The organism is Micromonospora sp. NPDC000442, from assembly GCF_042898635.1.
GTDB lineage: Bacteria > Actinomycetota > Actinomycetes > Mycobacteriales > Micromonosporaceae > Micromonospora.
In genome coordinates, this window is record NZ_JBIAYZ010000014.1 from 102,967 (window position 1) to 118,001 (window position 15,035).

The following is a 15,035-nucleotide window of genomic DNA, read 5'->3' on the forward strand; positions in this document are numbered from 1 at the left end:
TACTCGCCCTCGGTCTGGTCCGAGGCCCAGCGAATCAGCCCCGGGCCCTGATCCGGCTCGTACAGTCGGTAAGGTGCGAGGAACTGCTGGATGACGTCGCCCGCACGGTTGTCCTGTCGATACCGCCTCCACGTCGCGAGCAGTGATGTTGCGCCGTCGTCGGCGTGCCGGAGGCAGCAGCCTGAACTGCCACCTCCGGCACAATTTCTAAACTGTCAGGTCGCAAGTCAACCTAGGTCAGCACGCAGTATCGCACTTCCGGTAAATTCTCCTGTCCTTCAGGTCAGGGTCACCAACATAGAACGCCAAGGTTATTGTCCCGTCTCGCATTTCGGCATACATCTCCGCGCCAACTGAGACCTGTCGGCCACCCAATTCCTTGACATGCAACTTCACTCGGTTAGTGGGACCATCCGGGTCCTCCCGGGATGTCGCCGTATCCCAGACCCCCACCGCGCCCAGTTTGTCACGAACCGGGTCGAAGTTCTGCGGGAGGGCGGACTGGAAGTCTTCGAACTCCTCATAGGGCAGATTAGTCGCCGAGAATTCTCCGGCTTCCCTGAAAACCAAACCATCGCCCGCGTCGTCCTGCCAGGTACCGACCAGGTCTCCGGCGGTTAGGTCTGCCCGATCGTCACGAGCAGGAGCACCCCCGACGAAGCACCCACCCAACATCACGACAGCCAACACCAGAGCGGCTAGCCGGCCGGTATTCATTTCCACCATCCTGTCACGCCCTACCAGAGGGAAGGAAGGGTCGGCCAGTTAATATACCTCAACGGCTCGAGAGCCGGCGCCCACCGACCCGGACGCTCTGGCGCCGCCCCACCAGGAAACGTCTCTCGCCATCTTACCGACTGTTGCATCCACCGCTCACCAAGACCGGCCTCATGCCCGTCACCTGCGCTCGGGCTCGTGAGACCCTGCCCAGGATAGTTGTGCACCTTCCCCGGGTCTGGTTTCGCCGACGCCCAGGTGCTGGCATTGGTTAAATTGAATTCGATAACTGCGTTTCCACTCTTATCATAGCCCAACAGGTTCCATGTCATATCGTATGACCCCATGAATGCCTGCTCAATAGGCATTCCCATATGACCATTCGTCAGAACAGACAAGCCGTTGTCAATGGCCGCCTCTCTGCGCTGATCAGGCGACTGGGAAAGGTAATGGAAGTGGACCGGCCCCGCCGTCTGACCATTTGCGATCGCAGCAGCGATATCCTGCCGAGCCTGCTCGACGCTGTCCAGCTTGCGGATTCCCTCTGTGAATGGATCCCCATCCCGGAAATACTCAACGGACTTGTTCTCAGCAGGGCAGCCATAGTTGACGTTCCGGCACGCCGCCATTTGGGGGAAGCCGGAGACAAACCCGATGAGCCATTTCGCGCCAAGACCGTAGGATCCGAGGTCGTTCTCCCCAGGAGGGTGACAGTACTCTGGCGTCGCAGTAGAACAGGTGGGCGGGGCCACGCCTCCCCCTCCGCCACCGCCGTCACTGGTGACGACGTGTCCGTCGACTTCAATCATTGAAATCGGGTTGCCTCCGCCGAAGGCGTAGCGGTTGCCGGTGAAGGGGTTGAGGCCGAGGTTCATGTCGGCGAGTGCACCGTTGTAGCTGTCGCGGGACAGGAACCGGTTCAAGCCGGGGCTGTAGTCGCGGAAGCCCATGTCGTACGAGCCGGAAGCCTGATCCCACCGCTTGGCGTTGAACCGGTAGGCGTTGTACGGCTCCTTGGTGGGGTCCGCGGCGTCGGGCTTGTCGATGCCGGTGAACTCGGCCTCGTTGTCCTTCCCGTACGCGGTGTAGCCGTAGGTGGCCTTCGTGTTGCCGGTCGCGTCGGTCAGCTGCTCGACGTCGGTGTGCGGGTTGTACCCGTAGTACGCCTGCTCCTCGGTGCCGTCATCCTTGTGCGTGATCTGCGACAGCCGCTGACCCCAGGGCGAGTACTGGTAGGACTTGGTGAGTTCTCCGGCCACCTCCTCGTCGAGTACCTCGGATGACAGGCCCAGGTAGTTGAAGGTGGTGGTCTTCTCCTTCGCACCGCCGGCGTCGGTTGTCTTCGTCGCGGTGCGGTCCAGTGGATCGTAGGTGTACCTCGTGACGGTGGTGCTGGTACCGACCTTCTTGCGGTTTTCGGTGATGTGGTCAAATCCGTCGTACAGGTTCTTCTCGATCACCTGACCCGCGGCGGTCACCGTGTCTAGGCGGCCGAACGGGTCGTAGTTGTACGACGAGGTCGACCCACCTGTGGTAACGGTCAGCAACCGGTTGCGGTCGTAGTTGAAGGTGGTCGTCGCGCCCTTGATCGTCTGGGTGATGACGTTGTTGTTGGCGTCGTGGATGTAGGTTTCCGTGTCGGCGCCGTCACCGGTCCTGGCCAGTTGCGCGAGGCGGTCACGCGGGTCGTAGGTGTAGTCACTGGTCGTGTTCAGGTACGCCGAGTTATTGTCGGCGTTCATCTTCTTCGCGACGTCCCGCGTGCGGTTGCCGTTCAGGTCGTAGGTGAAGGTGTGCTCCGACACCAGCGTCCCGTTCGACTTCTTCTCGAACTGGGTTCGTAGCAGGCCGTCGAGGTAGTAGGAGTACTCGACGGTGTTGCCGTTGCCCTTGGTCTCCTTCTTCTTCTCACCCCGGTCGGTGTAGGTGAAGGTGGTCGTCTTCTTCCCGGGGTCGGTGGCGGACTTGCCGTTGACCACCGTCGACACCAGGTCACGCTCGTCGTAGCCGTAGCTGGCGTACTGCTTGTCGTGCTCGGTGGTCAGCGGCGCGCTGTTCTCGTTGTACGTGAGCTCGGTGCTGTTCTTGACCGTCCCCGACTTGCGCTCGATGACCTTGTCGACCTGGTTCAAACCGGTGTAGGTAACCGAGTACGTGTCGACCCGGGCACCGGGCGACGAGTCGGTGATGGTTTCCAGGTTGCCGTTCGGGTCGTACCGGTAGGCGTAGTCGACCTTCTCGTTGTCGGTCACACCGGTGTTGTCCCGCACCACCTTCACCGCGTCCGCGACGACCGTGCCTGTCGCCTGGTCGGACAGCGACACCGTGTGGCTGTTGCCCTCGGTGAGGCTGTACGAGCCGAGGCTCACCCACGTCCCGGCGTTGGCGGATTGGTTGACCGTCTTCACCGTGTCCCCGCCACCGTGCTTGACGGTGTATCGAGCGTCCGTGGCGGCGCCGGACACCTGCGGGTAGCGGGCGAACACCTCGTACGTGCCGGCCTGCGGCACGTTGAGCTGCCAGGTGAAGGTGTCCGTGCCGGTGCCCGCCGGCCGGGTGGCGTAGTTCGGGCCGTACTTGTTCCCGGCCGTGGTCGCGGCCGTCCAGGTGCCGGTGGTGGTGACGTTGTTGAAATCGGAGTTGTCCACCAGCACCACGTGCTTGCCGACCGGCACGCCGTCGTCCGTGCGGGAAGCCAGCTTGCCGTCCGGGAAGTACGACCAGGTCATCGTCCGGTTCGACGACCCACCCGCCGACGTCACCGTCCGCGCCGTCTGCGCGCCGAGCTTGTTGTAGTCGTACGTCGTGACGATGTCCCACGGATCGCTGCTGGACTTGGTCCAGCCGTTGTCGAAGTACGAGTACGTGGTGTCGTTGCGAACCGACTCACCCGCCGACGGCGGCATGCTGACCTTCGCCAGCCGGCCCACGTCGTCGTAGTGGTAGGTGGTGACGTCCGCGGTCTTGTAACGGGCGTCGTCCTTGTCGTACGCGGTGCGGGTCTCCTTCACCCGGTTCAGTTCGTCGTAGACGGTGACCGTGGCGAAGTCGTCCGGGTCGTCCGTGGTGGCGACTCCCCGCGGGCTGATGACCCGCGTCTGGTTGCCGACCTCGTCGTACTCGTACTTGGTCGTCCGGTAGGTGATGTCGCCGTTGTCGTTCTTGTGCGGCACCTTCACCTCGGTCGGCTTGCCCCGCCGGTCGAGGGTCACCTCGGTCGTGTTGCCGAGCTGGTCGGTGGTCGCGGTGACGAGACCGTCCCGGTCGTACCGGCTGGTGGTGAACTTGCCGATGGCGTCGGTGACCTTGGTGACCCGGTGCGCCCAGTCATAGTCGTAGAGGGTCGTGTAGTCGGAGGTCGATGCCGACGCGTTCTTGCGCGGGTCGACCACCTTCTTCACGTTGCCGACGTTGTCGTACTCGTAGGTGATGCGGTGCCCCTCGGCGTTTGTGACGCTGGTCGGCTGGTAGATCTCGTCGTAGGCGTTGCTGGTGACGAAGTCGCCGGCCACCGTGGTCAGGTTGCCCTTCGGCTCGGTGGTGGTCAGCGGGTTGCCGACCTTGTCGTAGGTGAAGGACGTCTTCCGCTCCGGGTCACCCGCCACGTCGACCGGCGCCAGCGTGTAGGTCAGCTGGTCCGCCTTGTCGTACGACGCGGTGGTGTACGCGCCGTTCGGGGCGTACGACTTGACGACGTTGTCGTTTAGGTCGTATTCCGGGGCCGGGGTGACGACGAAGTCACCGGCCGCCTGGTCCTTCGGTACCCGGTTCTCCAGCGGGCGGCCGAACGTGTCGTACGCCTGCGTGGTCTCCTTCTCGTACGCGTCGATGACCTTCGTGACCTGGCCGCGCACGTCGTAGACGAACTCTGTCTCCTTCAGCTTCGCGTCGATGATCTTCTGTGGGTAGCCGTTGTCGTCGAACAGGTCGTTCTTGGTGGTGTTGCCGTTGGCGTCGGTCGCCGTCAGCATCTGGCCCCACGCGTCGTAGGTGTAGGAGGTCTTGTAGTCCTCCGGGTCCGACGTCGTGTTGCCGATCGGGTCGATTACCCAGGCGAGGTCACCGTCGGCCTCGTAGCCGAAGGTGTGCTTGCGCCCCTCCGGGCTGGTCTTCTCGGTGAGGTCGGCGACGTAACCGTTGAGCTGGCGCTGGTAGGTCAGCACCGTGCCCGAGGTGCCGTTCTTGACCGCCTCCGCGTCCTTGATCTCGGTCGGGTAGCCGGTCTTGGCGTCGTACGCCCAGGTCGAGACCGCGCCGTTGGCCTCCTCCAGCCGGGTGACGTTGTGGTCGTCGTCCCAGCCGAGCTTGGTGGTCTCGTTCTTCGCGTTTGTGGTCTGGACCGGGCGGCCGTAGCCGTCCATCCGGTACGCCGTCGCGTGGTTCTCCGCGTCGGTGACAGTTGTGTCGATGTTGTTGCCCTGCGGCCCGTCCGGGTCGGTGTAGGCGAACTGGGTCGGGTGCCCGAGCCGGTCGGTGTAGGACTTGGTGGTCCAGTGCCACTTCGGGTCGTCGCCGGTCTGCGGGTAGTTGTAGACCAGGTTGGTCGCGTTGGCGCGCGGGTCGGTGACCTTGACCAGCTTGACGTTCTTGTTGCCCTGGGTCATGTCGTAGGCGAACTTGAACGTCTTCGGCGCGCCGTTGGTGGAGCCGGCGCCGTCGATCAGCTCACCGAGCAGGCCCTTGTCGGTGTAGGTGAAGGTGAGCTTGCGGCCCGAGATGTCGGTGATCTGCGAGATCTTGTCGATGATGTGCGGGTTGGTCAGGTTGGTCGCACCGGAGACCCGGGTCCAGGTGGAGTCGTCGATGTAGTCGAACGTCTGACCCTTGGCGTGGTAGCTGACGGTCAGCGTCTGCCGGCCGGTCGGGTCGGTGATGTACTTCAGGAACTTGGTCGGCTTGTTGTTGGACTTGCGCTCCTCGTACACGAAGCGCATCTCGTTGCCGTTGTTGTCCACCACGCTGGACAGGAAGCCCTCGCAGTCGTAGAAGAACTGCGTCCGGTCCGGCTTGGTGAGCACCCAGGCCCTCGGCTCCTGCGTGTTGGGTTTGCAGTCGACCGGGGTGTGCTTCTGCAGGTAGAGATGCACGCCCTTCGGGCTCTTCCACTCGTTCGCGGCGGCGTCCCAGGTGAACCAGTGGCTGGTGCCGTCGCCGTCGGTCAGGGTGACCTTCGTCGGGTTCGGGTTGGGGTGGAAGTCCAGCGGAGTGCCCAGCCGGCCCAACGATGACGCCTGCAGGGACCAGCCGAAGCCGGCGACCGTGTCGGAGGTGTCCAGCGAGTTGTACGCCAGCCGCACGAACGTCGACAGACCCCGCGACGGGTTGGTGAACGCGTTGTACGACCAGACGGTGTTGCCGGCGTACAGGTTGTTCATCACGGTGGAGCCGGCACCGGTGTTCTTGCCCGCGTACGAGTAGAACTTCTCCAGGCCGAGCTGGTCGGAGGTCGGCTCCTCGACCGCCACGTTCTGCGGCAGCGCCTCGATCGGCGTGGTCTCCGACAGCTTCTTGCCGGTGAGCTTGTTGCGCAGTTCCCACTGGAGTACGTAGGGCGTGCGCTTGCTCCCCTCCGTCGACGACGGCGGGGCCTTCACCTGGGCGGCGACGTCCACCGTGCCGCCGGCCGGCACGTTCTTCGGCAGCGGCGTGCGTAGCTCGAAGCTCGCGTCGGCACCGTCGGTGACACCGTCGGCGCGCTTCCAGTCGTACGACAGCTCCCAGTCGCTGGTGTTCCAGGCCGCGAGCGTCGGGTTCGACACGGTCACCGGCAGCGTGTACGTGGTGTTCGGCGTGAGCACCTGCGGGGTCGAGGCGGCGTAGTACGTCGACTCGGCGGTCTGCTCGAGGTAGGTGACCTCAAGCGTCGGCCGCAGCATCGGCTCGGCGCCCTCGGAGGAGAGCAGCATCGCCCGGGCGGTCTGGTTGGCCTCGTCGCGCTGGCGCAGCAGCAGGCCGTAGTTGCTGGCCGGGGTCTTCACCCAGCCGTCGACGGCGGCGGTGACGTCCCAGGTCTCCCACTCGGGGTCATTGGTGAAGCCGTTGAAGCTCGCCTTCCAGGCGGCGTCGTAGTCACCGCCCGGCGTGGTCCAGGCGTTCACCCCGTCGTAGCTGTTCCACGTCGCCTTCGTCTCGTTGAAGGCGCGCTTGAGCTTGTAGACATCGACGTACTCGTCGGTGTCCGTGCCGGGGAACAAGGCGTTGTTGTACATCCGCAGCTCGGCGCCGACGACCCTGGCGTCGGTCGGGATGCCGGTCAGCGTCGGGAACTTCACCACACCCCGGGAGTCCCCGTAGTACGGCGAGTTGTTGCCCGGGCTGACGTAGGGGTCTCCGTCGTAGACGTCGACGTTCTCCGTCGGCCGCGCCGCGGAGAGCGTGGTGTCGATGACGCCGTTCGAGCCGGTCGCGTCGGTCGCCGCGGTCCGGTAGATCCGGGTGATCTGGCCGGCCTTCGGCAGCATCGCCGGCTGCGTCGGCCCGGCGAGCAACTGCCCGTCGCGGGTCTTCACCGCGACCATGTAGTAGAAGAACTTGCGGGCCATCGGGTCGGTGTTGTCGGCCGCCGTCGGCTCCGCGGTGGTGTCCTGATAGGTCCGCGTGCCCGACGAAACCGGGGCGATCAACGTCGCCGCCGACGGGGTGAAGTTCTGGTGCACGCTGCGATGTACCTGGTACTCGGTGATGTCGTCGCTGGTCGCCGTCGACGGGTCGACGTACGCCGGCCAGGACAGCACCGCGCCGGTCGAGGTGATCGTGGTCGGCGGGTCCACCGAAACGCCCGGCCGCCCGTAGGTGACGACCAGCTTCGGCAGGTTGTAGTCCCGCCGGTCGTTCGCGTACGCGTACTCCGACGCCTCGTAGATCGGGCCACCCCGGTCCTTGGTGGCCTCGTCCAGGGCCTTGATCATGAAGCCGTGGTTCGAGTGCGTCCCGTTCACCCAGTCCTGCACCAGGTTGCGGACCGGGAACGACGTCCACACGCTCGACTTGGCGTTCTTCTTGACCGCACCGGCCTTGGTGAAGCGCACCGCGTCGGCGTTCGCCGACGTGCCCGGAACGCCGTTGAGGACCACCTTGCCGGTGGTGCCGGCCACGAACGGGTGGGTGCCGAGGGTGACCCACCTACCCGCGCTGTCGGGCGTCGTCTGGTCGACGGTGTAGGCCTTCGAGCCGCCGCTGTGGTGCACTGTGTACTTCGCGTTCGTGGGCCGGTCGAAGGCGCCGACGTAGTGCACCTCCACCTGGTAGTCGCCCGCCTCGGTGATGGTGGGCACCCAGGTGTGGGTGTCCGACGAGCTGCCGCTGCCGTGGTAGCGGTAGTCGCCGTTGACCGCCTTCGGCGTCAGCGTGGCGTTGCCGGAGTACGGCCACGAACCGACCACCGACGTGCCGGAGTCCCCGTCGTCCTTGGTCACCACATTGCCGGCCGGGGCGCCCGCGATGTTGCCATTCATGTTCGCCCAGTTGGCGGTCTCCTCGGACCAGGCCGTCGTGACCCGCCGCGCCTCCATCGGCACGTCGTAGGCCCACTGGGTGTGGGTCTGCGAGTAGTACAGCTGCAGCTGCGCGTCGTCGATCGGCGTGTTCGCCGGAATGGTGCCGAGGTTGAACTTGAGCAGCGACCGCCAGGTGTGGGTCGCCTCGGTGCCCACCTTCAACTGGTAGGTGTCGTTGTAGTTCCTGGTCGTGTTCCCCGAGTAGATCTGCACGTCCTGCGCGTCGGCGGGGACGGGCTGGATCTTGATCGTCGGGTCGATGACCACCGGGTAGACGCGCGCCGGGTCGGCGAGCCAGCCGGCGTCGGCGGTCACCGTGATGGTCGAGGCGCCGCCGAACTGGGTCACCGTCTGGGTGACCTTGTCGCTCCACACCTTGCCATGCGGGGACGACCTGTCGTCCTTGTCGTCGTACATGAACGGCGCCGGCATCACGTAGACCGGCGCACCGCCACTCGCCCGCACGAAGGCGATCGAGCCGTCGTCCCGCTGCTGCGCGGTCAGGCCGGCGGTCTCCAGAGTGAACGTGTACGACGCCGGGCCGCTCGGAGCCTTGCGCAGAACGATCTTCTCCTTGAGCGCGGTCGCGGTGACGTCGTAGACGACGTCGGCGCCGTCGGCGATGCCCGGGTAGGTGACCGTCGAGCCACTGACCTTCGGCGTCACGTCCTTCGCAGCGCCGGCCAGGCCCAGCTCGATGCTGCGCCCGTCCCGTTCGAAGCGGACCAGTTCGTCGGAGCTGTCACCGAACAGGCTGGTGAAGGTGTTGCTGAGGTTGCCCTGGACGTAGCCCTTCTCGGTGGTCGGGCGGACCTTGGTGTCGACGGGCTGGAAGCGGCCCTTGGCGTCCTTGTAGTGCAGCGGCACCGCGGAGATCTCCGCCTGCGTCCGCCCGTCGGAGAGCTGGTAGACGCGGGCGTTCGCGGTCCGCTTGCCGGTCAACTCCCGGACCCGCTTCTGCGGCGGCCATGCCTTGGCCGGTAGCGCCTTCTCGTGGACCGTCAGCCCGGCGCTGACCACCTCGGGCTTGGTGCGCCCGGTACCTCCGTCGACCAGGTCCCGCGCAGCGCCGCCGATGCGCTCCAGCAGGCCCGGCCCATCGTCGGAACTCGCTGCCGGGTCGGGTCGGTCATAGGTCAGCAGCTGCGTCCCGCCGACGGTGCTGCCCACCAGCGTGACCGCCAGGACCGCGATCAGCGGTCCCCGTAGTCTTCTCTTCACCCGTCACCCTCCGATCAAGGGCCAATACGACGGGTAGAAGCTAGGTAGGGTCGATACATCCCGGGCTATCGATCAGATAGCGATGCGTCCGAGCTTTCCGCGCGTCCGGTCGCCCCTCGAAGCGAGGATTGCGCGGACGCTTTGCGGCGGGCGGCCAAACGCCGCTCAGAAGTGGTGGAGCAGGTCCGGGAAGGCGGCGAGGCGCAGCAATCCCGCGTCCGCCAGGTCCAGCTCGTCGTGCTCCAGCACCCAGGTGTTCTCGTTGGGGATGAACACGGCGTTCATGCCAGCCGCCCGGGCCGGGGCGATGTCGGACTTCGGGGAGTTGCCGATCATCCAGGCCCCCGCCGGGTCGAAGCCGTGTTCCCTTGCCAGCCACCGGTAGGTGTCCACATTCTTCTCCGGCACGATGTGCGCAGCCCGGAAGTGGTGCAACAATCCGCAGGCGTCCAGCTTGCGCTGCTGCTCCTCCCGCTCGCCCTTGGTCAGCAGCAGCAGCTCGTGCCGGCCGGCCAACTCGTCCAGGGCGTCGGCCACCCCCGGCATCAGCTCGACCTGGTGGGTCACCAGCGCCACCGCCAGCTCGTCGATCTCACGGCGCTCCGCCTCGGTCGCCGGACGCTGACGCAGCCGTTCCAGACACTCCCGCAGACTGCGCAGGAAGACCTTGCTGCCGTACCCGTGGGTGACAGCGTTGGCCCGCTCGATGTCGTCGAGCACGGTCCGCAGCTGCGCCCGGTCGAGGGTGGGATGGTCCAACCACTCCAGGAAGTCGTCGATCACCCGCTCGAACACGACGTTGTTCTCCCAGAGGGTGTCGTCGGCGTCGAAGACCAGCACCCGACCCGGCTCGATGGCTGCCGCACGCATCACCTCGCGGACTCTAGGCGAACCGGCGCACGTCCGACGACCCGATAACCGGGGACCCGTCCTTGATCGTCTGCATTCCAGTGACCGTCGTGCCGTCGTGTCGAGTCACTGGAATGCAGACGATCATCGGCTCAGGCCGGGGTGAAGACCACCCGCGAGCGGATCCGCCGGAAGCCGGTCCGCTCCAGCTCCGCCACCACCGCCACCCGGTGCGCGTCCGCGTCGGCGACCACCTCGTACGCCCCGCCGGCAGCCAACGCCGCGACAGAGTCGGCCAACAGCTCGCCCAATGCCGTACCGCCCCGCACCGTGTCGTCCCGCAGCGCGTCGCCCTGCACCGTTTCGCCCAGTAGGCCGAGGTAGGCGATCATCGGGAAGCAGGCGTCGGCCGTCGGTCCCGCCAGGCCCACCGGTTCGTCACCGTCGAGGGCGACGCGCCAGTTGCCTGGCGGCGTACCGGTCAACCAGCCAAGCGGGTCGCGGGCCAGGTCCACCCCGGCGACCACCCGGGCGGTCTCGGCACCGGTCAGCACGACCGGTTCACCGATCCGGGCCACCAGCGCGTCGATCTCCGCGGCGTCGGCGGCGGGACGGAACGAGAACCGGCCGGACGGAGCTGGCAGCGGGCCACCCGCCCAACTGAACCTGAGCCGCTCTCCCCGCTCGACCAGTCCCGCGAGCCGGGCCGCCGCCATCGCCGCCTCGGCGACGGACCGCACCTCGGGTTGCCGACGCCAGTACGCCGGCAGAGCCGCGTGGTACACCTTCGGGCCGCCCAGCGCGTCGTGCGCGGCCCGCAGCAACGCAGCACCGATCTCCGGCGCCGTACCGACTGGCCGCGTTGGGTCGACCAGCCGCGCGGTATCGACCGACCCGGCTGGGTCGGCCGACCGTGCCGCATCGGCGGACGGCCTGGGGCCCAGGTCGAACCGTTCCAGCCACGGTTCGCCGACGGATCCGGGTGGCAGCAGCCACGCGGCGCGACCCACCACCCGGCCGGCGCGCAGGGCGATCCAGGTGTGCTCCGGCCGGTAGCCGCCACCGGCGATCCCGTCGGCGTAGCTGATCTGTCGCAGTTGCGGCAACGGGTCGGGCATCGAGTCGAACAGTTCTTCCTCGCCCGCGACGAGCGGGCGGATGACCAGATCGGTCATGGCAGATCCTCCGGGGACAGCGACGCCCCGGGTCAGATCCGCGTGGACGCCGGGCCGCGGACGGGGCGCAGAACATCGGACATTGTTCTGACCTCCTCTCCCACTCGACGGCGTGCCAGCGAACCTACGACCCCACCCCACCGCCCGCAACCACACCCCACCCCGACCCGACCCCAACCCGTTGGGCCGGGCGGGGGTGGGGTGGGTCAGTGGGGGGTGAAGAGGTCGGTGCTGAGGACGTGTTCGCGGTGGTCCTGGGTGTCGGGGCGTAGGCGACCGCCGCGGGTGAGCATCACCATGCCGTGCAGCAGGCTCCAGCCCAGCTCGGCGAGGATGTCGGGGTCGCGGCCGGCGGCCAACGGCGTCAGCGCGGTGCGCAGTTCGCCGAAGGTGGCCGCGACCGTCTCGGGGACCTGCTCCACACCGAGGGTCAACTCCGGCGTGTGGGCGAACATCGCGTCGTAGACCTCCGGATTGGCGTACGCGAAATCCAGGTAGGCCGCCAGCACCGCCGGCCAGACCTCCGCCGGGCGCTCGACCGCGGTGCGGGCCCCGGTCAGCGCGGCGGCCAGGTCGGCGAAGCCGCGCACCGCGACGGCGGCGACCACCGCGTCCCGGTCGGCGAAGCGTTGGTAGAGGGCACCGAGGTCGACGTCGGCGCGTTCGGCGAGCCGGCGGGTGGTCACCGCGGCCAGGCCCTCCGCCTCGGCCAACTGCCAGGCGGTGGTGACGATGGCGTCACCGTCCCGCCCGGTGCCTGGTTCGTCTGCTCCGGACACGCCGCTGATGCTAGCCCCGCTCCACGCAGGGTCATTCGGTCGCGACGGATTGGCGACTGAAGGGAGGTCTGCCAGGAGACCGTCAGCGGCGCAGGGTGAGGATGAGGTCGGCGACCAGGGCGGTCCAGCCCGTCTGGTGCCAGGCACCCAGGCCGGCGCCGTTGTCGCCGTGGAAGTACTCCGGGAACGCGATCAGGTCACGCCAGTCCGGGTGGGTCTGAAAGAGCTGCGCCGCACCGTAGATCGGTCGGCGGCCCCAGCCGTCGCGGGTGAACAGCGCGATCAGCCGGGCCGACAGGTCGTCGGCGATCTCGTCGAGGGTCTTCTTCACCCCGGAACGGGTCGGATACTCCACCTGGAGGTCGTCGCCGAAGAACGCGGCGTAGTCCCGCAACGCGCTGATCAGCAGGAAGTTCGTCGGCATCCAGATCGGGCCGCGCCAGTTGGAGTTGCCACCGAACAGACCGCTTGTCGACTCTGCGGGCTCGTAGCCGACGCAGAACTCCTGCCCACCGAGGGTCACCGCGAACGGCTTGTCCAGGTGGGCACGGGACAGCGTACGCAGCCCGTACTCGGAGAGGAACTCGTCGGTGTCCAGCATCCGGGCGAGCAGCCGCACCACCTGCTCCGGGCCGCACATGGACAGCAGCCGCTGCTGCCGCCCGTCCGGGCCGAGCCGCCGCGCGCCGACCACCGAGGCGTACTCGGGCCGGTTGGTCAGGAACCAGCGCAGTCGGGCACCCAGTTCGGGCAGCCGGTGCAGGGTCCGCGCGGTCAGTCGGGTCACCGCGGCCAGCGGCAGCAGGCCCACCACCGAGCGCACCTTCAACGGCACCTGCGTGCCGTCGGCCAGCCGCAGCACGTCGTAGAAGAACGCGTCCTCGTCGTCCCACAACCCCTGGTCGTACGCGGCCGCCGCGATGTAGGCGAAGTGTTCGAAGAACTTCGTCGCGGTGTCCACCCAGGTGCGGTCGTGCTCGGCCAGCACGATGGCGATGTCCAGCAGGTTGAGCGCGTACATCGCCATCCAGCCGGTGCCGTCGGACTGCTCCAGCACCCCGGCCACCGGCAGCGCCGCCGAGCGGTCGAACGGGCCGACGTTGTCCAGCCCGAGGAACCCGCCCTCGAAGACATTGTTGCCGCCGGTGTCCTTGCGGTTGACCCACCAGGTGAAGTTCATCAGCAGCTTGTGCATCATCCGGGCCAGGAAGTCGTGGTCCCGGCTGCCGTCGATCTCGAACACCTTCAACGCCGCCCAGGCGTGCACCGGCGGGTTGACGTCGCCGAAGGCCCACTCGTACGCCGGAATCTGCCCGTTGGGGTGCAGGTACCACTCACGCAGCAGGAGCAGCAACTGCTCCTTGGCGAAGCCGGGGTCGACCCGGGCGATGCTCACACAGTGGAAGGCCAGGTCCCAGGCGGCGTACCACGGGTACTCCCACGGGTCGGGCATGGAGATCACGTCGAAGCTGGTCATGTGCCACCAGTGGCTGTTGCGCCCGTGCCGGCGACCGGCCGGCGGGTTCGAGCCGGGGTCGCCGTCCAGCCACCGTTTGACGTCGAAGTGGTAGAACTGCTTGCCCCACATCAGCCCGGCGATGGCCTGCCGGGCGATCAACGCCTCGTCGACGCTGGCCTTGGCCGGGATGACCGCGTCGAAGAACCGGTTCGCCTCGGCGCGACGGGCCCACACCACCGCGTCGAAGCCGTCGCCCAGCTCGGCCGGCGGCGGCTCGCCGCCGCCGGGCGGCGGGGCCGTGCGGGTCAGCCGCAGCCGGATCCGCCGTTGCTCGCCGGCCGGCACGTCCAGCACGTAGTGCAGCGCACCCTTGGTGCCCTCCAACTGCGGGTTGACCGTCTCCGCACCGTCGACCACATGGTCGTTGATGCCGTCCTTCGGGTACGGGGTACGACTCGGCAGCCCCCACAGCCGCTCGGCGTTGGTGTCGTTGTCGCAGAGCAGCGGCGTCGGGTCGCCGTCGCCTTCGAGCATGATCTGACCGAGCACCCAGTGCTCGCCGACCAACCGCCGCCCGGCCCCGACGATCCGGGGCACCCGGTCACCGCCGGGCAGCCCCCACGCCCAGGTGTTGCGGAACCACAGGTGCGGCAGCACGTGCAGCCGGTCGGCTTCCTCGCCGCGGTTGGCCACGGTCACCACGATGCACATGTCGGTCGGGCCGGCCTTGGCGTAGTCGACGGTCACCGCCCAGTACCGGTCGTCGTCGAAGATGCCGGTGTCGACCAGCTCGTACTCCGTATCGTCCCGGCCACGCAGGCCGTTGACCGCGACCAGCTCGTCGTACGGGAACGCGGCCTGCGGGTAGTGGTAGCGCCACCGCATCCAGGAGTGGGTGGGCGTGGAGTCCTCGTACCACCAGTACTCCTTGGCGTCCTCGCCGTGGTTGCCGCCGTCGCCACCGAGGCCGAACATCCGCTCCTTGATGATCGGATCGCGTCCGTTCCACAGCGCGAGAGCGAAACAGAACGTCTGCCGGTCGTCACACACGCCCGCCATGCCGTCCTCGGACCACCGGTAGGCTCGGGAGCGCGCATGGTCGTGGGGAAAGTAGTCCCAGGCCGTGCCGTGCTCGCTGTAGTCCTCCCGTACCGTCCCCCACGCCCGCTCGGACAGATAGGGACCCCATGCGCGCCAGTCCTGCTCCCCGGCATCGGCCTGGGCGAGCCGGATCCGCTCGACGTCGGGGGCCGGCGCGGAGGACGAACTGTCAGTGATCACCTGAACATCTTCGACGCCGCCGGGGTACTTCACCACAGCGGCCATTGTCGTCGTGTCG

Annotated in this window: 6 protein-coding genes; all 6 read right to left on the minus strand. The window is 67.2% G+C overall.

The features are described from left to right. Positions 1-237: 237 nt before the first annotated feature. Positions 238-726 (minus strand): hypothetical protein, encoded by a 489-nt coding sequence (locus tag ACFY2A_RS21925; protein ID WP_387174109.1) that lies wholly within the window; start codon positions 724-726, stop codon positions 238-240. Between the two features lie 11 nt (positions 727-737). After that, positions 738-9,434, minus strand: coding sequence for a DNRLRE domain-containing protein (locus ACFY2A_RS21930; RefSeq protein WP_387174111.1), 8,697 nt, complete (start codon positions 9,432-9,434; stop codon positions 738-740). A 165-nt stretch (positions 9,435-9,599) separates the two neighbouring features. Further along, the gene (locus ACFY2A_RS21935; protein ID WP_387174113.1) at positions 9,600-10,304 is read right to left on the minus strand and encodes an HAD family hydrolase; all 705 of its coding nucleotides are present in this window, start codon (positions 10,302-10,304) and stop codon (positions 9,600-9,602) included. 131 nt (positions 10,305-10,435) lie between these two features. Next, on the minus strand, positions 10,436-11,458 hold the full coding sequence (locus tag ACFY2A_RS21940) for an acetyltransferase (RefSeq protein ID WP_387174115.1): 1,023 nt from the start codon (positions 11,456-11,458) through the stop codon (positions 10,436-10,438). 206 nt (positions 11,459-11,664) lie between these two features. Then, on the minus strand, positions 11,665-12,237 hold the full coding sequence (locus ACFY2A_RS21945) for a TetR/AcrR family transcriptional regulator (RefSeq protein ID WP_387174117.1): 573 nt from the start codon (positions 12,235-12,237) through the stop codon (positions 11,665-11,667). A gap of 82 nt (positions 12,238-12,319) precedes the next feature. Next, positions 12,320-15,022, minus strand: a complete 2,703-nt coding sequence (locus ACFY2A_RS21950; protein ID WP_387174119.1) for a glucosidase — start codon at positions 15,020-15,022, stop codon at positions 12,320-12,322. Positions 15,023-15,035: the final 13 nt, after the last annotated feature.